The following is a 23,169-nucleotide window of genomic DNA, read 5'->3' on the forward strand; positions in this document are numbered from 1 at the left end:
TGAATTTTAGACATGCGAAATCGACACTTTGGTTAAAAAGCTCAAACATAGGGAAGGAAAGTAACACTTAAGCGAATAAGCTTTGGCTGTTGCTTAAATCTATACGTCGTTTTCGGTGTTGATGCTGGCAATAGGTTGTTATTGCTTGCTCCTTACCCACAGCCACGTGAAATAACTTGGTGAATGAGGTTGTTAGCGCTAACCAGTTTTTAGGGCAAATATCGAGTCGTTCAAGAATGGGGGCTGTGTCAGATGAAATATGCCCTGTTTTATTTTCGCGCATACAGCGCCCTGTCCATTCAACCAGCTCTAAGTAACTCTGTAGTTCAAAAGGCAAGCCCTTAGCCATGTTTTTACGAGGATTACCAACAAAGGGCATTAATGCGGTGGGTTGCGAACCTTTCTTTGCTGATGCGATTCTAGCTTTCACGCTGGTATAGTCGGATTGCTCGGGTAAATCAGCGGCCTTTGCACGGATCGGATTTAAATCTACATAGGCTAAGCAGGCTACTAGGGCTGCTTCATCAAGGAGGGCTTGAGACTTAAAGCGCCCTTCCCAAAAGCGGCCGGTGCAGTCATCTTCGCGATTGGCTTGACGGGCTATCCCTTCATTGAGTACGCGCATAAACCAACTGATATCGCTCAGGCGCTCCCGATAAATCAAGATTCGCCCCTGTAGAGCAGTCAGCTCAGCCGTATCAAGCTGCTCTCCTTGCAAAAAGCGTTGGCAGAGCATGGTGCCTTTAAATAATTTATGCCACCGCAGCACTATGGCTTTATCCGTTAAGTCCTGCGCTTTAGGCTTATCCACATGCAGTACCACATGGGTATGATTGCTCATTACTGCATAAGCACAGACATCAATGCAGAAAATACGGGCCAGCTGTAGCAGTTTACTTTCAACCCAACCGCGGCGATGTTCATAAGAGCGGCCGGTCAGTGCATCTATGCCACATAAAAAGGCCCGCCGTACACAGCGAGAAATACAGTGGTAATATGAAGTATCAGCCAGGCTGATTTGGTTTTTCCGAGGCGTTGCCATGATCCACTCCTCCTTGAGTAGCACCTTCAAAGCGTAGCAGAAGGATCAGGGAGTGTGAAATATTGAAATGGGTGTCTAGCTAGTAGTTAAAGTGGGTGTCTGGATAAAATTTTGAGCCGACTAAAATTTTGAGCCGACCGTGAGATCGGCTAACAGTTAGTTTGCATAAAGCTCGCTTAAATAGACTTTGGCGGCCTCATGCCAGCTAAAGTGGCATTCTCGGGCGTTTGCACTTAGCTCTTGCCAGTGCTGGGGCTGGTTTTTATGCGTGTCCAGAGCGCGACTTTCATAGCTATGATATTCATAGCCAACGCCCATGAGGTAACAGGCCTGCGCGAAGACATCCACGGCACTAACCTAAGTAAGTCGAAACAACGCTGTTGTCAGTGCCAAAATCATTGGCGACATAGGCATCGGCCTGGTGGTCGTTATCCCATTGCTCTTCGTTGACTAAATAGCGAAAGTGAAACTCGTTTTTTTTCGGTAAGCGCAGCTTGGTACGAAATAACTGATCCTTCTTCGAATATTGCATCGTCAGCGGTTGCCACTGATTAAACTCGGCGACTAAGGCCACAGCTTCGGCATCCGGATGCATATATTCAAAGGTGACTTCAGCTTCTTCTTTGGTTTTAAAAAAGCGTTTTTTTAGCATAGAAGGGCTCCAAATAAGGTTAAATATTCGATCGCCACATCAATGTACTATGGATACTGCTAAGCAAATCGGTGTGTTTTGCAAAGTTTGAATTAGGCTAACAGCCTAATATGGACGCTTTATTACAGTGCAGGCCGAGCGGCAAAATAGTGCAATTTTGCCCGCCTTCCCCGAATTTACTGCGTCCTAGCAGAACCAATGCATAAATAATGCCAGCTGTAAGCAAGCGCAGAACACCTTTGTTAGATAAATGTACACAAAATGTGTTTTGGCTCTGTATATAAAAATTAAAAGTAAGGTGGGTAAAAAGCTAACTCTCTGTCCGTTAAGTGAAAATTCATTTACACTGCAATTTCCCATACTAAATCATGAGCCTGTGCTAGGCTTAAAGATGATTCTAAATGCGAGCACACCACATGGAAAGACCACTTTTGTTGAAACTTAATACCTTGAAAGTGTTTGTATTACTTGCCGTATTAGGGACAACATTGGCAGTTCAGGCACAATCCACCATCTATCATTACTACAACCAAGAAGGGATCGCGGTTTTTACCGATGCCAAGCCCAAGGTTAAAGGCTTTGAGGTTGTAGAATTAAAATGTGCCCAGTGCGATCAGCAACTGGCTGCTTGGCATAGAACGCCTCTTTATACGGACAAATATCATCAGCATCTTGTTGGCGCGGCGAAAGAGCACGGCATCGACCTAGCGCTGCTAAAAGCAGTCGTTCATGCCGAGTCCAACTTTAACCCCAAGGCCGAATCCCATAAGGGCGCTAAGGGGCTGATGCAACTTATGCCGCTGCTGGTGAAAGAGTTCAATATTAACGACCCTTTCGATCCTGCTGAAAATATCGCCGCAGGCAGTGCCTATTTGGCCCATTTGTTAAAACGTTTTAAGGGGAATGCCAAGCTTGCAGCCGCCGCCTATAATGCCGGCCCCAGCAATGTGGTGCACTATGGTGGCGTACCGCCGTTTAAACAAACCCGCGCCTTTGTGCAGCGCATAGATATTTTGCGAAATCGCTACCGCCAACATGTTCAAGAGCAAGCGCTGGCAGCCTCGCAATTAGTGGTGAAAAATGACACACTGGAGCAATCTGTTACTTCACCTTAAGCGTAAGCTCCAAAATATCTATGGTAAATATTCTTCGTTGGTGCCGGAATTATCTGCGTCTGTGCGTGTTTTTTATCGCCGCCCTTATTGGTCTGCAGGTGCCTGGATTTAAAGATGATTATGGCCATGCACTGCGTGCGGCCATGGTTGAAACAAGCGCTGCGGTGACGCCCTTTAAAGAGGATGCGGAGCGCTTTTTTCAAGGCTCTTTGTCCAAATTGCTGGCGCATTATCAACAAAGCACAGATCCCGTCTATGCCAAAGGTGGCGATAACCTCGCCACCTTATTGCAGCGCAGTGAAACCCTGGAAGTGGCCCTTGAAGAATTTACTCAACATCCCTACCTGCACCTAGTTCGCGCCCCGGTACAAAGCATAGGCACTCAGGTCTGGCATAATTATACGCCGCAAATCCAACTGAACCTGGAAGCCCTGGCCAGCGCGGTTATTTTTGCCTTAATAGTCAGCTGGACGATTGAGGCCTTGTTTGTGTTAATAGTGCTGGCACTTATGCGTGTCGGACGTATGCTGCGCCCAGCGCGGACTCAAACTTAGACTAGTTTAAATGATCCACCAGCCAGGCCTTTTCGGTGCGCCCAAACTCGGTTTCTTGTTGCAGTTGCTGCAGCGCTAAACTCAACTCCCCTTGCACCTGCTCACCAATTCGCTGCGCTTGTTTTTTTAAGATACGACAATTACCCACTTGAGGCAGCGCCGCTAATTGTTGGTCAAGTCGCTCGGCGGCGGCGATGATCATCAAGCCCTGCTTACGTTGATACTCGGCCAGATGCGGATACCAGCGCGACCAAAGCTGTTTCACCGCTTCACTGTAGCTATCGAGCCTGGGTAAGGTGTATTCAATTTCCACTGTCGTTGTGAGCTTATTCACCTGACACTGGCGAGTCCGGCCATTAAATAAAAACTCCCAGCCAATCTGATGCTGAATATGACCATGCTCTACCTTACCATCGCGCTTAACCGGGGACGCGGCATCCAAAGTATTCAGTAACTCACCAAGCACATCGGCGTAAACGGGATAATTTTGCGTACTCTGCCTGAGATCAAGTTTGCCGTAGGCTGGCAGAGATAAAAACATAACTACAAGAATAAGACGCACACTAATTCCTAGGTCACGGCCACTGCATACGACCGCAACACCATTCTTTATGCTAAAAAATTATGGAAGCTTATATCACGGCTTCATAACAGAATAATGACAGTATTCAGTTAGTTGCTCTCCTTGGGCGGATATTCCTCATAACCGGGTAGCAAGGCAATGTATTGCTGCCACCCTTGTTGGCGCGAAGTAAAAATATGGGCATTGGGCTGGGGCAGCTCGCCATTGTCGACACTGCCGGCGGGCACCATCACCACTCCCCGCTCCTCCACAAGCAAAGGCAATGATGAACCACATACGCTGCAAAAACACTTTTCATGGCGCGTGTCGTCAACACGATATCGAGTCAATAAATGTTCGCCACGTAACCAATCAAGCTGGGCTGCGTCCATAAAAACGATGGCACCATGAGCAGAGCCCGTACTTTTTTGGCAACGATGACAATGGCAAAGATAAAAACCGCTCACCTCACCGCTAACACTGTAGCTGGCACCACCACATAGGCAGCTTCCGTGTAATTCCATAGGTATCTCCTGGCTAATTATTATTCACGTCCTAGCAAAGTGTAGCCCAAGGTTTGCGGCTGTGAGTTAACATACCTAATCCAATAAAAAATTTTATAGTCCGTGGAAATACAGGAGGTTGTTCTAGTTATTTTTCGGGTTCGCCTCAAGTCAAAAGAGCCCCATGTACACAAATTTTTTTACATCCTAGCTCTTAGTTCGCCAACGCCGGCCATTGAATGCTGGATTTATCTTTTCCATTTCGACAGCTGAATTCCTCGTTTCCTTTGTAGTTTTTGCACCCCCAAAACTCCCCTCTGGGGCCATTTCTCAGGATCATTTCAGCACTGCATTTATCGCAAACAGGTACAATATGATTACAGCGGTTGTTAATACATAGCTTGAATCCTGAATATCGCGTTCGTGTCATTGAGCTCTCACATTGGCTACAAGGCTTCTCTATATGCCTGCAACGCGGAAACTTAGAACATGAATAGAATGCCCCAAAGCGCCCAGCTCGCTTTTTTAAGGTGCCCGTGTCACAACGCATACAACTCATATCTTGCACAAAAATTTGATCACATTCGCTTGTAAACTCATTAGTTTCAATTTCATGGTCTGCAATTAACTCATTCACAAAACAGCTGGAATTGGTCATATCAGCAATAATATAAACCCTATGCTTCGCTCGCGTCAGCGCTACATAGAAAAGGCGCCTTTCTTCGGCATGCGCAAAAGCCTCTTTTTGCGGCAAAATTGCATCTAATATCGGTGGAGTCGCTTTTTCACAAGGGAACCCATGCTTTCCCTTTTGCAATCCCAATACAATAACGTAGTCTGCTTCTTTCCCTTTTGATGCATGAAAAGACTGAGTATCTATGTTCAACAAAGGGTACTTTGCATGCAAAGCCTCTATATCAGCTTTGTTAGGTAACTGAAACCAAAAGCGCGCAAGTAGGTAGACCGTGACGGATTCTGTTACCTTATTTGATATTGAATGCAAAACGTCATCAATTGCACCGTTAGATAGTTCCACCAGCGAACTTTGGTAAGAATAGCCAGTTGACGCATCTCCCCTTCTTAAAAGAGATATTGCAGGCGCTGACTCCTCGCGCAGTGACGATATTTCCTTGTTTATTTGTGCTGGGTTTTTACCTATAAACTCAGAGGCTACCTGACCTATCTTATTATTAAAGCGGAAAGTTAAATCAAGTGCGGTCTCAGTGGTAAAGCCAAAGTATTGCTCGAATTGAGTAGTTAGTCGGATATCGGCACCGCTAAAACGATAGATGGCTTGCCAATCATCTCCAACCGCAAATACTGAGCACCCTTGAAGGGAGTCACGAAGAGCTTTTACTAAACGGGCTCTTGGCTCAGATATATCCTGGAACTCATCAACCATAATGTATTTCCAAGGGGATATAAAACGACCTGATTCAACGTAATCGATTGCTTTCACGATCATATCTTCAAAGTCGATTTCTTCACGTTCAAGTAAATACTGGTTGTATTGCGATAAGATAGGTTTAAGCAACTCTAATGCTTTCTCTGTCTGCTTGGCATCGGCAGACCTTTCGATAACTCCCCTCTCATCACTGTCGGTTAAATTGGCTCCTTTATACAATCCCAGCAACTGCCCAAAAAGTTCGGCCAACACGGTGATTCTGCCAGTTTCTTTAAGGCTTGCCAAAATAGATGCAACGGGCAAAAGCTCATAACTGATTTCGTGTTCGCTTAGAGCTTGCTGCAAGCATTGAAGTAGATGCCCTCTTTTATGCTGAGCATAGGTGAGCTGGATACATTTGGTGCCAAAACGATTATGGGTCTGAGCCTTCCACTCCATGGCATTGTGATATTCATCCTTGTCGATGTAGGGGGCGGTATTACCCCGTTCATCTATGCCGAAATACTCGATGTAGAGATCATATTCAGGTAAATAAAAATCTGGCTGATATTGCCTACGTTCAATCGTTTTCACATCGAACTGGTAAGCAGCCTCATATTCGTAGTCAATACCGTGGTAGAAAAGCCAATTGGCAATATACAGTTCGCCAAAACTTTTCACCTTATCGCCTTTTAAAGTGCGGATATCATTGTCTTCTAGATATTGGTAATAGTTACCTAAGGTGTCAAAATCAAAGTCATTTTTTTCTACGTAGTAATACTTGCTGAAGTAAGTGAAAACCAGGCTTCTATATTCAGCGTGATTATCAATAAGTGATTCAAAGCAGTCTTGCACCCACTTTGATTTAGCCTTCCCATCTTCTGCAAAATTTGAAAGACAGGGTTTTGCTCGTTCAACCTGCGAAATAATTTGCAGACCTAGGCTATGAAAGGTTGCCGTGTTGATCTTATCTGTTGCCAGCTTATCTCTGATTCTTTTATCCATCTCATCAGCGGCTTTTCGCCCATAGGCAAGCAAAAGGATATCCTTGTACTCAGATTGGTTACTTTCAACCAAAAAACCAGCCCGCCCCACCATAACACTGGTTTTTCCTGTTCCAGCACCAGCCAACAATAGGTTATTGTCATCATCAATGACGCACGCCCTTCGCTGCCTTTCTGTTAACGGGTTAGCTTCTACATTGTCGAAAAACAATTGATGCTGCTGTAACTGAATTTGAACGTACTGCTCTTGATAATGGCTGGTCAACTCATTGTCCCAACCCGCATACTTTTCCAACAGTTGAATTTGCCGCTCTATGGTTGAAAACAGTATGCTACTTCTTACCCATGGCAACCAACGACCATGCTCTTGTAGAACTAACTTTTTGAGCGTTTCTACCGTCGATTGACGTAAAAAGCGAGTGTTTACAACTTTCTCTATTTTGCCAAGCAGAGAGTCAAGTTGAGGCAGATTACCCCTTACCCAATAATTCTGGCACCGCGAGTTTAAAAACTTCTCGCTACTATAAGCCATCATAGAAAACTCATAGCTTTTATTGGAAGTAGAGAAGATGATGCGTTGGCCAAACAAACCAAACTCAAATACTATCGGCGCGTTTAGCTCGCTCCATTTTATCAACTGAGATGAATCACCTTCTGGTATGACTAAACCAATGTCATCAAATACAATCTGTGGCTGAGAAGTAAAAATACGACCAAATATACTTGGTGCCAAGAAACTCATTAAATGCAGAAATCCTAAATTAGCGTGGCTCAAAGCATTCTACTCGAACTATGCTTCTTAGTTAAAATCCCATTGCATCATTTTCTGGCACTTTATTTTTCAAAACCCAGCAAATCCAAGTACTAAACTTTGTTGCTATGACTTGCTATGTAATAATGGCGGAAATCATAAGTAACATGCAGTTACGCGGTTACAAGACAAGTTAGGCGAAAGGATCGACAATGGCGCATAACGGCGATGAGCAGAGCACAATCTACTGGCACGACTTCGAGACTTGGGGGGCCAACCCGCAAAAAGACAGGCCGAGCCAGTTTGCCGGTATTCGTACCGATCTCGACCTGAATATTATCGGCGAGCCGCTGATTGAATACTGTCGTCCGGCGCCGGATTATTTGCCTCACCCGGAGGCCTGTTTAGTTACCGGTATTACCCCGCAACATGCGCTGCGCCATGGCCTCAGCGAGGCGGAGTTTATCGCTAAGATCCACGAAGAATTTAGCCAACCCAATACCTGTGTGGCCGGTTATAACAGTATTCGTTTCGATGATGAGGTCACTCGCTACACCCTGTATCGTAACTTCTACGACCCCTATGCAAGAGAGTGGCAAAACGGTAACAGTCGCTGGGACATTATTGATTTGGTGCGCGCCTGCTATGCTCTGCGCCCTGAGGGTATTAACTGGCCGCGCAAGGAAGATGGCAGCGTCAGCTTTCGCTTAGAGGAGCTCACCAAGGCCAACGGCATAGAGCATGCCGATGCCCACGATGCTCTGAGCGATGTTAAGGCCACCATTGCTCTGGCCAAGCTGGTTAAAGAGCGCCAGCCCAAGCTGTACAACTTCTTTTTCGGCCTGCGCCATAAAAAAGCGCTGTTGCAGCTGGTGGACGTATTCAATATGACGCCCCTGGTGCATACCTCGTCGCGTATTCCGGCAACGCAGGGCTGCACCACCTGGATTGCGCCCATGAGCTTTCATCCGAGCAACAAAAACGCCGTGGTCTGCTTTAACCTGACGCAAGACCCTCAGCCCTTGCTCGATTTATCCGTCGAGCAACTGCGCGAATACCTTTATACCCGCCGAGACGAGCTGCCCGAAGGGCAAGCACCCATAGGCTTAAAGTTGGTGCATGTAAACAAGTGCCCTATTCTCGCGCCAGCAAAAACCCTGTTGCCAGAAAACGCCGAACGTTTGGGCATAGACAGGGAGCAATGCCTGGAGCATTTGAAGTTTTTAAAGGCGCATCCCGAGCTGCGTGAAAAAGTGGCCGAAGTATTTAGTGAAAGCCGTGAATTTGCCGCCACCACCAATGTGGATTATCAGCTATACAGTGGCTTTATCAGCAATGGCGATAAGGCCAAGTTCGATGTGATCCGCAGCACCTCACCAGTGGAGCTGGGGAATCTGGAGCTGGACTTTGAAGATCCCAAATTCGCCACCATGCTGTTTCGTTATCGCGCCCGTAACTGGCCAGAAAGCCTGACCCCGGCAGAGCTGGATTCGTGGCGTAAATACTGCCAGAACAAATTGATGCACGGTGAGGACAGCCCCTCTATTAATGCCCAGGACTTTATGCTCAGCCTTGAAAATCTGGTGCATGAAAACGAGGGCAATGAGCGCAATATGGCGGTACTCAAAGCCCTGTATCATTACGCCCAAAGCCTGTAAAAAACGGCCTGGGCGCAGAGGCAAACCCAGCTTAGTTGCTTGGGTTTAGCTTCTCCAAACGTGCCAACAGGCTGGAGGTGTCATAACGGTTACCACCAATGGCCTGCACATCGCCATAATACTGGTCAACCAGGGCCGTCAGTGCCAAGGTAGCGCCATTGTTACGCGCCTCATCCAGAGCAATGCCCAAGTCTTTGCGCATCCAGTCAACGGCAAAACCAAACTCGTATTCGCCCTGCAACATGGTTTTATAGCGATTTTCCATCTGCCAAGAGCCCGCAGCGCCTTTAGAAATAGTTTCAATCACCTTTTCGCCGTCTAAACCGGCTTTTTTAGCAAAATGTAAGCCTTCCGCCAGACCCTGAACCACACCGGCGATACAGATTTGATTGACCATTTTACACAGCTGACCGCTGCCGATAGGACCCAATAATTCGCTAAAACGGCTAAACGGCGCCATTACCGGCTGCACCGCGGCAAAGGCATCGGCATCACCGCCACACATAACCGTTAATACACCGTTTTCGGCGCCCGCTTGGCCACCTGAAACCGGTGCATCAATAAAGGCTACCTGTTTCTGGCTTGCCGCTTCACCTAGTTCACGAGCCAATAGCGCCGAGGTGGTGGTGTGATCGACCAAATAGCTGCCCGGTGCCATGGTCGCAAGGGCACCGTCGTCGCCGTAAATCACGCTACGCACATCATCGTCATTGCCTACGCAGACAAAGACAAACTCGGCACCGCTGGCCGCCTGCGCTGGAGTGGCCGCACTGCGACCGCCGTATTGCTCAACCCACTTTTGCGCTTTTTCGGCGCTGCGGTTATACACGCAAACATCGTATCCCGCTTGTTGTAAGTGACCAGCCATGGGATAACCCATCACCCCTAAACCGATAAAGGTACATTTTTTTGACATAATTCTGACCTATTTAGCTGCTAGCATCGAGTAAACGCACAAAGTATATCAAAGGCAAGGCTAAAAACGTCAGGTTTTCAGCAAGGGAGCACTCAATGGATAGTATTTACCATTTCAACGCCACACTTATCGATGGCCAACCCTATTCATTTAAACAATTACAAGGACGTGTGGTGCTTATCGTCAACACCGCCAGCAGCTGTAACTTCACCCATCAATACGGCGCGCTGGAGCGGGTTTATCAAGATTACAAAAATCAGGGACTGGTTATTCTTGGCTTTCCCTGCAATCAGTTTGGGCGCCATGAAATTGCCGATAACGCCACCATAAAACATTTTTGTGAAAACACCTTTAATGTGAGTTTTCCGCTATTTAGCAAAGTGATGGTTAATGGCCCGGACGCTCATCCGCTGTTTAATTACCTTAAAGAGCATACCCGCGGCATAGCCCAAAACCGGGCGATAAAATGGAATTTCACTAAATTTCTCATAAACTCTCAAGGACAGCTGGTAAATCGTTACGCGCCACGCACCAAGCCCGATACGCTTAGATCGGTAATAGAGAGTCAACTCGATGAAATTAGCCCTATTCAGCTCGCAAAGGTATGAACAAAGCGCATTTAATGAACTCTGCCCCGCGGATGTCGAGACCCAGTATTTCGATGTCAGCCTTAATGCCCATACCTGCTCCCTATGCAAAGGCTTTGATGCCGTTTGTGTATTCGTCAACGACACCCTGAGCGCCGAGGTTATAGCCAGGCTGGCCGATTATGGTGTCGGCCTTATTTTACTGCGCTGCGCCGGTTTTAATAATGTCGATTTGGCGGCGGCGAAAAAGCACAAGATTGCCGTGGCCCGAGTGCCCGCCTATAGCCCGGAGGCGGTGGCCGAGCACGCCATCGCGCTGATCTTAACCCTGTCGCGTAAAATTCATAAGGCCTATAACCGGGTGCGGGAGGAGAACTTTGACCTCAACGGCCTGCTTGGTTTTAACCTGCACAATAAAACCGTGGGTCTGATCGGTTGCGGTAAAATCGGCCAGGCCATGGTGAAGATTTTAAACGGCTTTGGCGCCAAGGTATTGGTGTGCGACCCGGCATCGCCTACAGGCGCCTTTACCCTGGTGGCGCAAGATGAGCTGCTGGCTAAAAGCAATATTATCAGCCTGCACTGCCCGCTCAACGAGCAAACCCATCACATCATTGATAAGCCTGCCCTGGCGACGATGAAACGCGGCGTCATGCTCATTAACACAGGTCGCGGTGCCCTGCTCGACACCAAGGCGTGTATCGAGGCGCTTAAAAGCGGCCGGCTCGGTTATTTGGGCTTGGACGTGTATGAACAGGAGTCCGAGTTATTCTTTAAAGATAGATCGGAAGAAATTCTCCAGGACGATGTGTTTGCCCGTCTACTCACCTTTAAGAACGTGCTGATCACCGGCCACCAGGGCTTTTTTACCCAGGAGGCGCTGGAACAGATTGTACAGACCACTTACTTTAATCTGCACCAATTCACCAAGGGTGACCCCCTCACCAACCAGGTACTGGATGTGTAGGCATTAAGCTTATCGGCAGGCACAAAAAAAGGGATATGACAGCATATCCCTTTTTTCGTTCTAGTTGGCTTTGTAGGATTATTTCATCGCTACATTGATAAACACAGCGGTCATCAAAATTGGGCACACTAAACGGATATACCATAACAGCGCTTTAATGCCCGGGTGGTTCGACTCGGCCAGTTTATTGCCGCGATTCCACACCCAGCCCAGGGTAAGGAAGTAGAACAAGCCCATCAGCGGCAACTGGTACTGGGTAAAGACCTGGATCACCAAGCCAAACAGCCAGTCAAAGTTCATAATGATGGTGCCCGAGGCGATGGCCACCACTAAGGTCACCAAGGCGGTCGCTCGCTTACGGTCCATTTGATGGTTTTCCACCAAAAAGGCCACTGGGATCTCGGTCGAAGAGATGGTCGAGGTCACGGAGGCGATGGACATCAGCACGAAAAACGCTAACGCAATCACCAAGCCCATGGTACCCATGGCTTCAAACAGTTGCGGCAAGACCGCAAAGATGAGCTGGCCTTCGCCGATCAGCTTGCCATTGGCAAACACTTCGACGCCGTTATGGCTGGCCACAAAAATGGCCGGTACGATCAGTAAACCGGCTAAAAACGCCACCGAGGTGTCGAGTGCGGCCACGCTCAGGGTCAATTTACCCAGGTTAGCACCGGGTTTAAGGTAAGAGCCGTAGATCATCATACACCCCACCCCAAGCGACAGGGAGAAAAACGCCTGTCCCATGGCGGCAATGATTAAGTCCGCATCCCAGACCTTATCAAAGTCGGGCTTTAGATAATGAGCAAAGCCTTCGGCCGCCCCATCAAGGGAGCCGATATAGAAGATAAGCCCTACCAGAAGCACCAGCAATAAGGGCATAAGACGTCGCGACCAGGCCTCAATGCCGGATTTCACCCCTTGTAAAATAATGCTCGCGGTCAACACCAGCATTAAGGGCGTAAACACCAGGTTTCGAGTCAAGGAATCATTGCTTAGGAACTCGGCCGCCGCTGGCATATCCAGCATTTGCGCAATCGGTGCCAAGGCATGAGCCAGCATCCAGCCGGCCACAATGGAATAGAAGCTCAGCATTACCACCGCACCGCCCAGGCCCAGGTAACCGGCGCCGGCGCCGAGCTTAGGTGCCTTATACTGCCAGGCACGCTTGAGTGCCTGAACCGGGTTGGCCTGTGCCGCATAGCCTAGATATAACTCGGTAAAGAGCGCGGGCAGTGCCAAGGCAAAAATTACGATAAAGTAAACAAGTAGGAAGGCTCCGCCTCCGTGGTTTGCAGCTTGAGTTGGAAACCCCCATATATTTCCTAAACCCACTGCGGCGCCGGCAGCCGCCAGCACAAATCCTATGCGACTTTGAAAGCCGTCACGTTTATTCGTCATTCTTATTGATATCTGTTATTGTTTTGCCGCTATTAAACCACACTTACCATTAACAAAGTAGTCACCGCCAACCATATCGGACCATTCATCCCATGTTTAATGCAGCTTATCGCTTTCCCGCATTACCAAAGACCACACCATCTGTGCCGATATCGGAAAAAGTCTTACTGAGCCTCAGTGCCGCCATTGATCTCAATGAAGCCCACCTGCACCCGAGTGAACTCGAGGTGCTCAACAGGCGTAAACAACCCCAGGCCAAACGCGAATACCTAAGCAGTCGCTATTGCATCAAGACCCTGGCGCAGAGCCTATTTCCACAATACGCACAGGTGCCCCTCGCACGCTGGCAGAGTGTGTTTAACGAACAGGAAAGAGCCCTGCAGCTGTTAATCGACGGGCAGTTATTGGATATCAATGTGGTGATCAGTCACTCCCACGGCCACATTGCCGTGGCCATGACTCAGGGCCGGCAATCTTTATTGGGCGTGGATATTGAAAAGCGTGATGCAAGCCGGCGCTTTGAAAAGCTGGCGGCGCATTTTTACCCCGAGGTGGAAGCCCGGGATATAGGCGACGATGTCGATACTTTTTTTCGGGTGTGGACGTTAAAAGAAGCCTATGCCAAGGCCGCCAAGCAAAGTATCAGCACGCTGTTAAGCCAACCCATACTGCCCTTGCTTGAGCGCTTCCCGGCCCAGGTTTATTGCCAGCCCTGGCGGCATTTCGATCTCAGTTTGATCACCGCCAAGGCCGAGGTCGACCTTATCGGCCTTGCTCTAACAACTGCTGGTGAATAGCCTGCACCACGGTATCCGATTGTGATTGCTCCACCAAGAAGCACAGATTGTGCTTCGACGCCCCATGACAAATCAGGCGAATATCAAAATCGCTGAGCACGCGCATCAGGTTCAATTCGCTTTGGCGTAACTGAATCTCGGAGCCGATCAGTGCCACCAAGGCAAGATTGGTTTCCACGCTGACATGACAAAACTCACCTAAACGCTCCAGGGCTTCCTGATCAAGCTCAGGGCGGCTGGCATTAGGCGCGTTATCCAGAGTAACGGCAACGCTTATCTCCGACGTGGTGACCAAGTCAACGGAAATTTTATACTCGCTAAGAATGGTAAATACTCGTGCCAAGAAACCGCTGGCGAGCAGCATTTCAGGACTCTTGAGCGTCAGCAACAGCTGATTCTTACGCTGGGTCACCGCGCGTACGCCGGCAATCAATTCACTGCTGGGCACTTTTTCAATCCAGGTGCCGCCCCCTTGAGGGTCTTGGCTGGAGCCAACGAATACACCAATGCCGCTGCGCGCCGCCGGTAAAATGGTCGCCGGGTGTAATACCTTGGCGCCAAAGGTGGCCATTTCCGCGGCCTCGTCAAAGGTCAGGTGGGCAATGGGCTTAGCCTTGTTACACAGGCGCGGATCCGTGCTGTAAATACCCACCACATCGGTCCAAATATGAATATTACGGGCACCACAGGCCTCTGCCAACAAGGCAGCACTGTAATCCGAACCACCGCGACCTAAGGTGGTAGTATCGCCGTATTCATCAGAGCCGATAAAGCCCTGAGTCACCACCACCTGCTCGCTTAAAAGTGGTACTAGCTCGGCCTGAGCTCGCGTCTTAGTTTGGGTTATATCCGGCTGCGCCTTACCAAACTGGCCGTCGGTTTTTAGTACCGAACGCACGTCGAAGCGACTAGAGGCGACGCCTTTATCGCGCAGCACCTGAGTAAACAGATACGAAGATAAACGCTCGCCAAAACTGAGCAATTCATCTCGGTGTGCATTGGTTTGTGCCGGGTGCTGGGCGGCGTGTTTAAAATCATTAAGGGTGCTATCGAAGCCATGGGCTAAATCCGCGTCCAGGCTCAGACATTCAATGATATTCAGTTGGATAGCGATAACACCATCGATATGTGCCTGACGCTCCTCAGTGCTAAGCCCGGTTTGACATAAGGCGACCAGATGATTGGTCACCCCGGCACTGGCACTGACAACCACGATGCGCACTTGCGAGTCGCTGGCGATAATGTCGGCGCAACGCATCATAGCTGCATGATCGGCCACTGAGGTGCCGCCAAATTTGGCGACGGTAAATTCCTGATTCATTTTTTCTCCGAGATGAAAAATAGGTTATTTTTCAAATACAATCAGGAGAACTTGGCAAGACTAAAAAGAAAGGTATGTCCATTGCCAGAAGCCCTCCACCCAAACAGGTGACAGTTCCGAGGATTCAGCCTCAAGAACCGAAAGCCATTGTGACGAGCAATGTACTTCCTCGGCGATAGTCTCCCTCATAAACGGTCATGGGCCTACGTCTGCCTCGCGTTTACTACCTAGCTATCGCACCTCTTCTGCTAAGGGTTTACGGTGTGAACCGCAAACCTAGGCAAGCAATTTAACGTTTGGATGGCTGGATGTCAACGCACTGTTCAACACTTTATTTTTGCTTGGCGGCCATCAGCAGATCCGCCAGCGCGACCTCTTCGCCGCACTCACGTTTTTCAATGCAAGTGACTATGGCCTGATTGACGGCAGTGGCCACCCCGTGCTGTTTGCCAAGCGCGACCACGGCGCCATTAAGGTAGGCAATTTCCGTTTTACGCCCCGCCTGAATGTCCTCCCACATGGACGAGCGCGCCCTGGGGTCAATATCCAGCATGGCCGAGGCAAGGCGCTTAAATAACCAGTTAGGTAAGCGCAACACAAGGGGCACCATGGCAGGTTTAACCTTGGTAAATTGCGCCAGCTCAATGTTCATGGCCTGACATACCGCCAGCCACTCTTTCATGGCCGCCGCCAACACACGTCTTAGGGCTTTATTTTCCAGCTCCTGCTTGATGGGCATATCCGCCACCGCATTAAGGGCGTTATTGAGGTTTAACAGCAGCTTGCCGTAGATGACAGGCTCCATCTGCGCCTTTAATTCGCAGTGAAAGCCCTGCTCCCGCAAAGTCTTGGCGATATGCTCAGTAGCTGGGGTTTTGGCAAATACAAATTCACCCTCGGTGCCCTTATGAAAATGCGCACCCTGTTGCAGCACATTGAATGGGGTGATACCAAACACACAGCTACGCTCCCCTAGCTGGTCCTTGATGGCCTCAAAACTGCCAAGGCCATTTTGCATAAATACCAGATTAGAAGACTTATGGGTTATAGCCAGCAGTTGTGCCAATGCGGCTTGCAATTGATGACACTTGAGGGTGACAAAAACCACATCAAACTGCTGCTCGCCGGGCTCGGTGATAAGCTCATACGGCATCACAGTTTTATCCAGCCCTTGGTAGTCACTGATATGAATGCCGCCGTTAGCAATAATGGCGTCTTTAATTCGTGGCCGACATATCAGGGATACATCAAGCTTTGCCGCGCTCAATAACGCGCCCAAATAGCACCCCGTTGAGCCGGCACCAAAAACCGCAATACGCATATGCCACCTTTTTCAATCAGGTCAATAAGTTACCTAATACGTTAATAGTGCTGCAAGTTAATGCCCGCAGCAATGCCAAGCACTGTTTTTATTGTACAAGGTGTATTTATCAGCCCTAAAGCCTTCTTAAGCGCTCAGCAGAAACAAAAAGACCACCTGAGTTTAAGCCCAGATGGTCTTTATAGAAAATGCAGATGCAGATGCAGTTGCAGTTGCCGTTACACGAGTGAGCCCATGTAAAACGACCCCACATAACCCACTGAATAAGCTATCAAAAGATAGAAGCTGTTACGCAGGTAGCTGCCGAAGGTCAAATCGCGCACCTTGCTCATGGCGATAATACCCGCAGCCGAGCCTATTACTAACATGGAGCCACCCACACCTGTGGCATAGGTAAATGCCAGCCAGTTTTGCGTATCCATATGAATATCGGCTTTAAGCAGCGCCGCAGTTAAAGGCACGTTATCAACCGCCGCCGACAGTAGACCCATCAGGTAGTTGGCCTGACTTGGCGCTAACACCTCATACAGATGAGTAAACTGGGCCAGTACGCCCAGTTCTTTTAGAGCGCCAACCAGTAACAATACACCTACGAAGAATAACAAGGTGTCGTACTCAATCTCGCGGATATAATCGATGATCTGCTTATTCACGTCCTTTTTGCGCATCAGGAATTGCGCCGTTAGGAACATCAAAGATAGGCCGAATAAAAACGTCAACAAGGGCGGAATTTGGAACAGCACACTCATGGTCAAAGTGCCGACTATGGTCGAAAGAAAAATCGCCGCTATGGTAATGTCGGTTTTTTCTATGGGTTTGCGCTCGCCCAGAGAAAAGGTCACAGTGCCGCGCATCTTCATAGATAACAAGGTCGCCAGCACAAGGACACTAAAGGCCGCAGGAGCAATCAATAGCAGTAGATTGCCTATGGTCACCTTATCGGCCAGGAAGATCATCAAGGTGGTTACATCCCCTGTGATCAGCGACACACCGCCAGAGTTAACCGCGAAAATAATCAAGGTCGCGTATTTTACCATCTTGCGGCCATCAAGTTTCAACGACATCACCACCGCCAGCGATACTAGCGTCGCGGTAATATTGTCGGAAATCGATGAGAATAAAAACGCAAAACCAGCGACCAGGAACATCAGCTTGCGCTCGCTAATTTCTTTCGGTAGCACCCTTTGCACCAAATTTTGAATGAACCCTTTAGAGTTGAGATAGGCAACAAAGGTCATAGCCGCCATTAAAAACAGCCATAGTGTCGCTATTTCTAAAATATTCTCATTAAGTTCTTCTTTGATGTGATCAAGGGAATGACCGTGAAGGGGCGAGATAAAGAGGATAATCCAGCACAAAGTGCCGAAAAAAAGCGTGGTTTTAGCCTTATTTACATGGATGACGTCTTCCACAACAATAAGCACAAACGCCACGGCAATGAGCGTCAAGATGAGCGCACTGACCATTTTGAGTATTATTCCTTGCGACAAGCGATTTAAAAAAGTACGGCTAAGTTTATTGGTGGTACAAATACACCCGAATGTACAAATAACAAACTTAGCGATACCATGGGTTAATTGCAGAACAATTACAGTCTGCAAGCGGCGCGAATTCTAACATTCATATGCTCAGGGGGCTATTACCAATTCGTTGTAAGTGAACTTTTTTTTACAGTTTTCTTGTCAACCAAAAATAACGCTTTTCGTAAAGATAAAGTAACAGCAAAAAGCTATTTTCCCCTTTTGTCCCCTATACCCACTCTGTTAAGAATGTGATCAGAAATAGCGCTGGATAAATGATGTGATCACAAGGCGGAATTTTTCTTATATGGTTACTCCCCATATCAAAATCCCAACGCTGAGAGCACGATATTTAGCCCACTAAAATGATTAGCTATTTAAGTGAATTGGTATTTAGTTATAATCCCTGCCAATTGCCAAGCACAAAGAAACAACATAATGATAATAGCGAAACGCGTGCTCAATACGCTGACTGAGCTATGGCCGGTGCTTGAGACCCTGATGAAACGTTTCAAAATGGGCGACTTTAGCATCAAGGAAGTGCAAAGCATCATAAAACAGCACTTTCCTCATTATTCCGGCGCTCAGATTTACAAAGAAACCAACCGCCTGCTCAGCCAAGACATTCTTGTTCCCTTAGCAAAATCATCGCAATTGGAGATCAACCGCGCGATAAGCGATTTTGCCGCCTACTTATTACAAGATGAAAGTCTCGGCGTGGCCGCTGAAATTCATGTTTTAGTGGACGACTTAGAGCGCTTAAGCGCTAAGCTCGCCAAGGCGGTCGAAGATGACGACTACGGCGATATTAGCCGTTACACCCGGATTATGGATGAACGGGTTCGTAAAATCGTCAAACTCTACCAACACAATGAAAACGCCATTTACAACCTGGTGGAGCAAGCCAAGGCCAATGGCTCAAGCATGTCTTTAAGCAAGCGTTATAAGGCGGTGATTGAAGCCTTTGACGAATACATAGAGCCCATGCTGGAAATGCTCGACATTAATGGCGCCTTTCAAATTTGCTTTGATGCCATAGAGCTTGGCCTTACCGAACACCTGTTGCATCTAAAACAAAGCGGCCGCGATGCCAATACCATTCGCATGTTGGAACAGCTGCGCACCCGTATTCTAGATATGCACCATATTGGCCGCGAAAGCCTGCGCCAAAGTGCCGATATGCTGATGCCACTGCGCGAAGAGCTAAGACAAAACACCCTAGTCACCCGTCAGGCCGCCAAGGTGCTGGGGCTTATTCGTAAGCGCGGTTTGGATAATGTGATGAGTGCTCACCAGCCGTTTTTTGCCAGCGACCCCATGCATCACCAACTCGGCAGTAATGCACAACTGGTGGCCTATATGGCCGGTTTAAGCGAATTTGAAGAGCATGACTTTGAAATGCCCGACGCCAGTGCCGCCGAGCCCTATCGCGCTCCAAATATTCCCAGCTTCCGGGATGTTCGCGCCCTGTTTAAACCCGCCAAGGGCAAAAGCAAGGCCCGTAAGCAACAGCTTATTGATGTGCTCGATAGCCATTATCCTGAGCTGGAGTCCGACGAGCTGTTATACCTGTATCAAAAACTGATTAACGACCCCTCGCTAACCCTGAGTCAAAGCGAGCAGCTTGAACATAAAACCATTGCCGGCAAGCGCTTTGCCTTGTATCCCTTTATTGATGCCGGCGATGCGACAACAACCAACAACAGCGAAGAATTATGACCAATATAGACTTAACCCAGCTTACCCAGCTGCACTACATCAATAAAAAACTGGTCAGCGGCTATCATATCAGCGAGCAGGATAACCTTGCCTGGCAGGAGCTTGACCAACAGCAAGAGCAATACACCGCCCTCTTTAGTGCCCTGGGTCACACCCTGGTACACGACGCCCGTGGTTTTTTCCATTTTGCCACCGATGAAGGCACCGCCAACATGGGTAAGATCTCCCGCGCCATAGCGCTCTTTATCTATACCCTGATTGAGCACTACGCCAACCAGGGCCAGGACCCTATGCGGGCGCTGTTCGACAAAGACGTTGACCTGGAGTTGTGTCAGGAGCTGGTGCTGCACAATAAGGTGCTCTATGACCAATTGGAGATCTTCTCCGGCACCGATTTGCGCAAGGACGTACTGATGCGCATGGTGCGCCTGGGTATGGCCAAGGCCAAAGACAAGGAAAGCGTGTTTCGTTTACTCGCCCCCATTCACCGCTATCTTGATGCCCTGTTAGAAGTAAATGAAGACGCGCTTGAAAGCGCCGAGGAGCTATAAATGCAGCAGTTACATGGTCTTAGTAAACTTGCCCTATTAAATACTGCGGGTTATGCCAAATGCGTGATCCCGCTCGATAAAAGCAGCTCTATTTGCGCCCCGAACAATACGGGTAAAAGCTCGGTGATCAACGCCCTGCAGTTTCCCCTTATCAATGACCTGCGCCTGACCGAATGGGATGGCCACGATTTAGAAGAAACCCGCAAATTCTACTTTAATTCCGACCAGTCTTATATCTTGCTTGAGGCCGACCTGCCCCATGGCAAGGTGGTGATCGGTGTGGCGGGCCTTGGCAAAATAGCCGGCTTTGCCCATCAGTTCTTTTGCTATAACGGCGCGCTGAACCTCGATGACTTTACCGATAACAAGCGCATCGTCAAATACACTCGACTGTTCAATCATCTTAAGGACAAGGGCTTTAGCCCCATCGAACTCAAGGCGCAGGAACTCAATGCCTTATTGATAGGCGGGGCAACGCCATTTGACGGCGATATTAATCTGCGCATGATCCCGCTCAATAATGTTAGCGATGCCGCCACCTATAAAGAAATCTTCCGTCGTATGCTTAACCTGCATAAGCTCGGCGCCAGTGATGTAAAACGCTTTATGATGCGCGTGTTTGAGCGCCATATGTCCAACGCCCACGTTGATTTTTATGAGGTTTGGCAGCGGGCATTCGACAAGGTTAATCGCGCCCGCCGCGAGCTTAATGCTCTGGAAACCATGCAAGAGCCCATTGCCGCGCTCGAAAGCATGTTGGAGCACCAAAGTGCCCTTAAAGGTAAGCTGGGTGCCTATGCGCCGAAAATCGATTTGGCATTGGCCGAGTTTGATACCTTTTATGAAGACCAACATGCCACCTTGGCCGAGCAGCTTGAAGATATCACCCAGGAAAAGGAAGAGTTCGAGCAAAAGCAGCGCCTCTATGTGCAACAATCACGGGATATAGAACGCAAGCTCACCGAGTTGACTGCCTGGTTTAACGATTTCGACGCCCTGCATGGCGAGTTTGAACTGGCCAATAGCGCCACCTTGCAAAGCGAGCTAAAAGCACTGAAACAAGAGTATGAAGCCCTATCCCACTCGCTGAAAAGCGCCGAGGGCCAAAGCCTGCATACTTTGGATTTTCGCATCAAGGAAACACAAAAGCAGATCAAGAGCCTGAAACTCCAGCTGAAGAACCTGGAGTACAACCTCTTTACCCGCATGCGCGAGGACTTATCACTTAAAGAAGTGGAAGAAATTTCACGCATCCTCAATCCGGATCTGCTGTCTTTTGCTACCAGCAATGGCGGCGAGATCAACATTGAAGACGAAGATACCTTTGGCGCGTTTTTATCCGAGCTAAGCCAGGCCGTGCGCGGCGGCGAGCTGGTTGTACCGGGCGCGACCATCTCCCTGAAAAAACTGCCGGTAGTTCAGATGCAAAGCGGCGCCGATAAGGCGCAACTAAGCGAGCAGCTGACATCCCTTGAGCGCTCACTGAATGACCTTAAGTCCCAGCGCGATGTTGCCGCCGATGTCGCCGGTAAACAGGCCGAGCGCGATGCCCTGTATGAGCAGCTTATGGCCCAGGAAGCGGCGCTCAAACGCTTTGAGCAATACCAGGTTATGCAGCGCTCCTGCGATGCCCAACAGGCCCTGCAGGAAAGCCTAAATGGCGAGCAGGAAGAAGTGGATGCCCATCTCAGTGAAGTGCAGCAAAATGCCGCGGGCATTGCCGATCGCCGCGCCATTATTAACTCCAAAAAAGAGGCGTTAGAGCGTCAAAAGGCCCGTTTGCAGCAGGTTAAGAGCGAGCGTTTAGATCACACTCTGGACTTTATCAGCGGCAAGGTAACCCCTTACCTTATCGATATCACCTTTGATCTTGATGCCCTGGCCGACACCATTCACGGCTTTAACAAGGATTGCCAGGAGCTGCGCAATTTCGATATTAATGTGCGCAACACCTATTTGCATATCTACAACGCCGGGATCACCAAATTCGATAACGAAAGCGACGAGCTAAGCAAATATCAAAAGCTGATCAGCGCCTATCACAACCTGGATAACGAGCGCGAAGCGGTCAATCGCCAGGCCCGGGTGGCACTCACCGATGTGGCCGCCACCATCAAGGGGCTGCGCCAAGACTTAAACCGCTTAACATCGGAAATGCGTCTGTTTAACCAAGGCATTAGCGAGCACCAGATCTCCAACCTCAAAGGCTTTAAGATTGAAGTGGTGCCAAGAAAAATGCTGGTGCAAAGCATAGATACTATCCTTGCTACCTCAGATCTCTATGAGCAAGGGGATAGCCTGGATTTATTGGCGGAGCAACATGTCCACGAAAGTGAGGTGAACGAGGCCAAAGATCTATTGATCAAGCTAGCTTCCGACAAGGCGGGACTGACGCTGAGCGATCTTTTCGATATTCGCTTTGAGGTGGTTAACCGCGCCGGCGACACAGAATATTTCGATAAAATCGACTCGGCCGGTTCAAACGGTACCCGTATTACCATCAAGCTGTTATGCGGCATGTTGTTTATTCGTCATCTGCTTTCGGATAAAGAGAAAAGCCAGTACCGCGTACCCCTGTATATTGATGAGGCCGCCGATATCGACCCGCAAAACCAGCAGGCCATTATCGAAACCGCGTTAAGCTTTGGTTTTGTGCCCATCTTCGCCTCGGTTAAGCCGCAGATCAGCTGTGACTACATAGTTCCTATTCGTACCTTGGGCGATGGCAAGCAAAACTGGGTGGATGAAAAAGACTGGATCCGCGTGGAAAACGAAGAGCTTATTTCTTAATTTCACAAACATAAAAAGGGGCATTTGCCCCTTTTTTGCATTCCTGATTTAAAA

The 23,169-nt window shown here is 48.7% G+C and carries 20 protein-coding genes and 1 riboswitch; of the genes, 9 read left to right on the forward strand and 11 right to left on the reverse strand.

Annotated features, from left to right (window positions below):
• Window positions 1–67: 67 nt before the first annotated feature.
• The 3 genes from WCN91_RS07505 to WCN91_RS07515 form a co-directional block, all read right to left on the reverse strand.
• Window positions 68–1,042 carry a transposase gene (locus WCN91_RS07505; protein WP_342677788.1) on the reverse strand — a complete coding sequence of 325 codons (975 nt, stop codon included), beginning with the start codon at window positions 1,040–1,042 and terminating at the stop codon, window positions 68–70.
• A gap of 156 nt (window positions 1,043–1,198) precedes the next feature.
• Window positions 1,199–1,390, reverse strand: a complete 192-nt coding sequence (locus WCN91_RS07510) for a hypothetical protein (protein ID WP_342677790.1) — start codon at window positions 1,388–1,390, stop codon at window positions 1,199–1,201.
• 4 nt (window positions 1,391–1,394) lie between these two features.
• Entirely contained in the window at window positions 1,395–1,694 is a 300-nt protein-coding gene (locus WCN91_RS07515) for an isoamylase early set domain-containing protein (protein WP_342677791.1), read from the reverse strand.
• A gap of 416 nt (window positions 1,695–2,110) precedes the next feature.
• Here WCN91_RS07515 and WCN91_RS07520 point away from each other — a divergent pair, with 416 nt between their 5' ends.
• Window positions 2,111–2,809, forward strand: a complete 699-nt coding sequence (locus tag WCN91_RS07520) for a lytic transglycosylase domain-containing protein (protein WP_342677793.1) — start codon at window positions 2,111–2,113, stop codon at window positions 2,807–2,809.
• Window positions 2,810–2,829: 20 nt separating this feature from the next.
• Window positions 2,830–3,363, forward strand: coding sequence for a DUF2937 family protein (locus WCN91_RS07525; RefSeq protein WP_342677795.1), 534 nt, complete (start codon window positions 2,830–2,832; stop codon window positions 3,361–3,363).
• Window position 3,364: 1 nt separating this feature from the next.
• On the opposite strand, the gene WCN91_RS07530 is transcribed toward WCN91_RS07525, so the two are convergent.
• From WCN91_RS07530 to WCN91_RS07540, 3 genes are all read right to left on the reverse strand, one after another.
• A complete protein-coding gene (locus WCN91_RS07530) occupies window positions 3,365–3,925 on the reverse strand; it encodes a DUF922 domain-containing protein (RefSeq protein ID WP_342677797.1) in 561 nt (186 codons plus the stop codon).
• A gap of 110 nt (window positions 3,926–4,035) precedes the next feature.
• Window positions 4,036–4,449, reverse strand: a complete 414-nt coding sequence (locus tag WCN91_RS07535; RefSeq protein ID WP_342677798.1) for a GFA family protein — start codon at window positions 4,447–4,449, stop codon at window positions 4,036–4,038.
• A gap of 193 nt (window positions 4,450–4,642) precedes the next feature.
• Window positions 4,643–7,558, reverse strand: coding sequence for a UvrD-helicase domain-containing protein (locus tag WCN91_RS07540; protein ID WP_342677799.1), 2,916 nt, complete (start codon window positions 7,556–7,558; stop codon window positions 4,643–4,645).
• 221 nt (window positions 7,559–7,779) lie between these two features.
• Here WCN91_RS07540 and sbcB point away from each other — a divergent pair, with 221 nt between their 5' ends.
• Window positions 7,780–9,225, forward strand: a complete 1,446-nt coding sequence (sbcB, locus tag WCN91_RS07545) for an exodeoxyribonuclease I (RefSeq protein ID WP_342677801.1) — start codon at window positions 7,780–7,782, stop codon at window positions 9,223–9,225.
• Window positions 9,226–9,256: 31 nt separating this feature from the next.
• Here the strand turns inward: sbcB and WCN91_RS07550 are convergent, their stop codons facing one another.
• Window positions 9,257–10,141 carry an NAD(P)-dependent oxidoreductase gene (locus WCN91_RS07550; protein WP_342677803.1) on the reverse strand — a complete coding sequence of 295 codons (885 nt, stop codon included), beginning with the start codon at window positions 10,139–10,141 and terminating at the stop codon, window positions 9,257–9,259.
• 95 nt (window positions 10,142–10,236) lie between these two features.
• On the opposite strand from WCN91_RS07550, the gene WCN91_RS07555 reads away from it, so the two are divergent.
• On the forward strand, window positions 10,237–10,749 hold the full coding sequence (locus tag WCN91_RS07555) for a glutathione peroxidase (protein ID WP_342677805.1): 513 nt from the start codon (window positions 10,237–10,239) through the stop codon (window positions 10,747–10,749).
• Window positions 10,715–11,695: a 2-hydroxyacid dehydrogenase gene (locus tag WCN91_RS07560; protein ID WP_342677807.1), complete on the forward strand. Its 981-nt coding sequence runs from the start codon at window positions 10,715–10,717 to the stop codon at window positions 11,693–11,695. Before WCN91_RS07555 ends, WCN91_RS07560 begins: the two co-directional genes overlap by 35 nt.
• 78 nt (window positions 11,696–11,773) lie before the next feature.
• Here WCN91_RS07560 and WCN91_RS07565 read toward each other — a convergent pair whose 3' ends face one another.
• Window positions 11,774–13,096, reverse strand: coding sequence for a sodium-dependent transporter (locus tag WCN91_RS07565; protein WP_342677808.1), 1,323 nt, complete (start codon window positions 13,094–13,096; stop codon window positions 11,774–11,776).
• 92 nt (window positions 13,097–13,188) lie between these two features.
• On the opposite strand from WCN91_RS07565, the gene WCN91_RS07570 reads away from it, so the two are divergent.
• Window positions 13,189–13,893 carry a 4'-phosphopantetheinyl transferase family protein gene (locus WCN91_RS07570; protein WP_342677810.1) on the forward strand — a complete coding sequence of 235 codons (705 nt, stop codon included), beginning with the start codon at window positions 13,189–13,191 and terminating at the stop codon, window positions 13,891–13,893.
• Here the strand turns inward: WCN91_RS07570 and lysC are convergent.
• From lysC to nhaD, 3 genes are all read right to left on the reverse strand, one after another.
• Complete coding sequence (gene lysC, locus WCN91_RS07575; RefSeq protein WP_342677811.1) at window positions 13,859–15,214, reverse strand: lysine-sensitive aspartokinase 3; 1,356 nt, start codon at window positions 15,212–15,214, stop codon at window positions 13,859–13,861. The two genes, WCN91_RS07570 and lysC, sit on opposite strands and share 35 nt — an antisense overlap.
• An 80-nt stretch (window positions 15,215–15,294) precedes the next feature.
• A riboswitch (Lysine riboswitch) is annotated at window positions 15,295–15,467 on the reverse strand.
• A gap of 78 nt (window positions 15,468–15,545) precedes the next feature.
• On the reverse strand, window positions 15,546–16,535 hold the full coding sequence (locus WCN91_RS07580) for a 2-dehydropantoate 2-reductase (RefSeq protein WP_342677812.1): 990 nt from the start codon (window positions 16,533–16,535) through the stop codon (window positions 15,546–15,548).
• Between the two features lie 218 nt (window positions 16,536–16,753).
• Window positions 16,754–18,001 carry a sodium:proton antiporter NhaD gene (gene nhaD, locus WCN91_RS07585; RefSeq protein WP_342677814.1) on the reverse strand — a complete coding sequence of 416 codons (1,248 nt, stop codon included), beginning with the start codon at window positions 17,999–18,001 and terminating at the stop codon, window positions 16,754–16,756.
• A gap of 492 nt (window positions 18,002–18,493) precedes the next feature.
• On the opposite strand from nhaD, the gene WCN91_RS07590 reads away from it, so the two are divergent.
• From WCN91_RS07590 to WCN91_RS07600, 3 genes are read left to right on the forward strand one after another with little or no spacing between them, the layout of a single operon-like run.
• Entirely contained in the window at window positions 18,494–19,774 is a 1,281-nt protein-coding gene (locus WCN91_RS07590; RefSeq protein ID WP_342677815.1) for a hypothetical protein, read from the forward strand.
• Window positions 19,771–20,325, forward strand: a complete 555-nt coding sequence (locus WCN91_RS07595; protein ID WP_342677817.1) for a condensin complex protein MksE — start codon at window positions 19,771–19,773, stop codon at window positions 20,323–20,325. The genes WCN91_RS07590 and WCN91_RS07595 overlap by 4 nt, the downstream gene beginning before the upstream one ends.
• The gene (locus WCN91_RS07600; protein WP_342677819.1) at window positions 20,326–23,115 is read left to right on the forward strand and encodes an ATPase; all 2,790 of its coding nucleotides are present in this window, start codon (window positions 20,326–20,328) and stop codon (window positions 23,113–23,115) included.
• Window positions 23,116–23,169: the final 54 nt, after the last annotated feature.

This window comes from Pseudoalteromonas qingdaonensis (genome assembly GCF_038739665.1).
Classification (GTDB): domain Bacteria; phylum Pseudomonadota; class Gammaproteobacteria; order Enterobacterales; family Alteromonadaceae; genus Pseudoalteromonas; species Pseudoalteromonas qingdaonensis.

What these genes read in the sequence shown, in the direction of transcription:
- WCN91_RS07595 (WP_342677817.1), top strand. Translation starts at nt 19,771, where the DNA reads ATGACCAATATAGACTTAACCCAGCTTACCCAGCTGCACTACATCAAT.
- WCN91_RS07540 (WP_342677799.1), bottom strand. Translation starts at nt 7,558, where the DNA reads ATGAGTTTCTTGGCACCAAGTATATTTGGTCGTATTTTTACTTCTCAG.
- WCN91_RS07505 (WP_342677788.1), bottom strand. Translation starts at nt 1,042, where the DNA reads ATGGCAACGCCTCGGAAAAACCAAATCAGCCTGGCTGATACTTCATAT.
- lysC (WP_342677811.1), bottom strand. Translation starts at nt 15,214, where the DNA reads ATGAATCAGGAATTTACCGTCGCCAAATTTGGCGGCACCTCAGTGGCC.
- sbcB (WP_342677801.1), top strand. Translation starts at nt 7,780, where the DNA reads ATGGCGCATAACGGCGATGAGCAGAGCACAATCTACTGGCACGACTTC.
- WCN91_RS07560 (WP_342677807.1), top strand. Translation starts at nt 10,715, where the DNA reads ATGAAATTAGCCCTATTCAGCTCGCAAAGGTATGAACAAAGCGCATTT.
- WCN91_RS07565 (WP_342677808.1), bottom strand. Translation starts at nt 13,096, where the DNA reads ATGACGAATAAACGTGACGGCTTTCAAAGTCGCATAGGATTTGTGCTG.
- nhaD (WP_342677814.1), bottom strand. Translation starts at nt 18,001, where the DNA reads ATGGTCAGTGCGCTCATCTTGACGCTCATTGCCGTGGCGTTTGTGCTT.
- WCN91_RS07590 (WP_342677815.1), top strand. Translation starts at nt 18,494, where the DNA reads ATGATAATAGCGAAACGCGTGCTCAATACGCTGACTGAGCTATGGCCG.
- WCN91_RS07535 (WP_342677798.1), bottom strand. Translation starts at nt 4,449, where the DNA reads ATGGAATTACACGGAAGCTGCCTATGTGGTGGTGCCAGCTACAGTGTT.
- WCN91_RS07600 (WP_342677819.1), top strand. Translation starts at nt 20,326, where the DNA reads ATGCAGCAGTTACATGGTCTTAGTAAACTTGCCCTATTAAATACTGCG.
- WCN91_RS07520 (WP_342677793.1), top strand. Translation starts at nt 2,111, where the DNA reads ATGGAAAGACCACTTTTGTTGAAACTTAATACCTTGAAAGTGTTTGTA.
- WCN91_RS07555 (WP_342677805.1), top strand. Translation starts at nt 10,237, where the DNA reads ATGGATAGTATTTACCATTTCAACGCCACACTTATCGATGGCCAACCC.
- WCN91_RS07570 (WP_342677810.1), top strand. Translation starts at nt 13,189, where the DNA reads ATGTTTAATGCAGCTTATCGCTTTCCCGCATTACCAAAGACCACACCA.
- WCN91_RS07525 (WP_342677795.1), top strand. Translation starts at nt 2,830, where the DNA reads ATGGTAAATATTCTTCGTTGGTGCCGGAATTATCTGCGTCTGTGCGTG.
- WCN91_RS07580 (WP_342677812.1), bottom strand. Translation starts at nt 16,535, where the DNA reads ATGCGTATTGCGGTTTTTGGTGCCGGCTCAACGGGGTGCTATTTGGGC.
- WCN91_RS07550 (WP_342677803.1), bottom strand. Translation starts at nt 10,141, where the DNA reads ATGTCAAAAAAATGTACCTTTATCGGTTTAGGGGTGATGGGTTATCCC.
- WCN91_RS07515 (WP_342677791.1), bottom strand. Translation starts at nt 1,694, where the DNA reads ATGCTAAAAAAACGCTTTTTTAAAACCAAAGAAGAAGCTGAAGTCACC.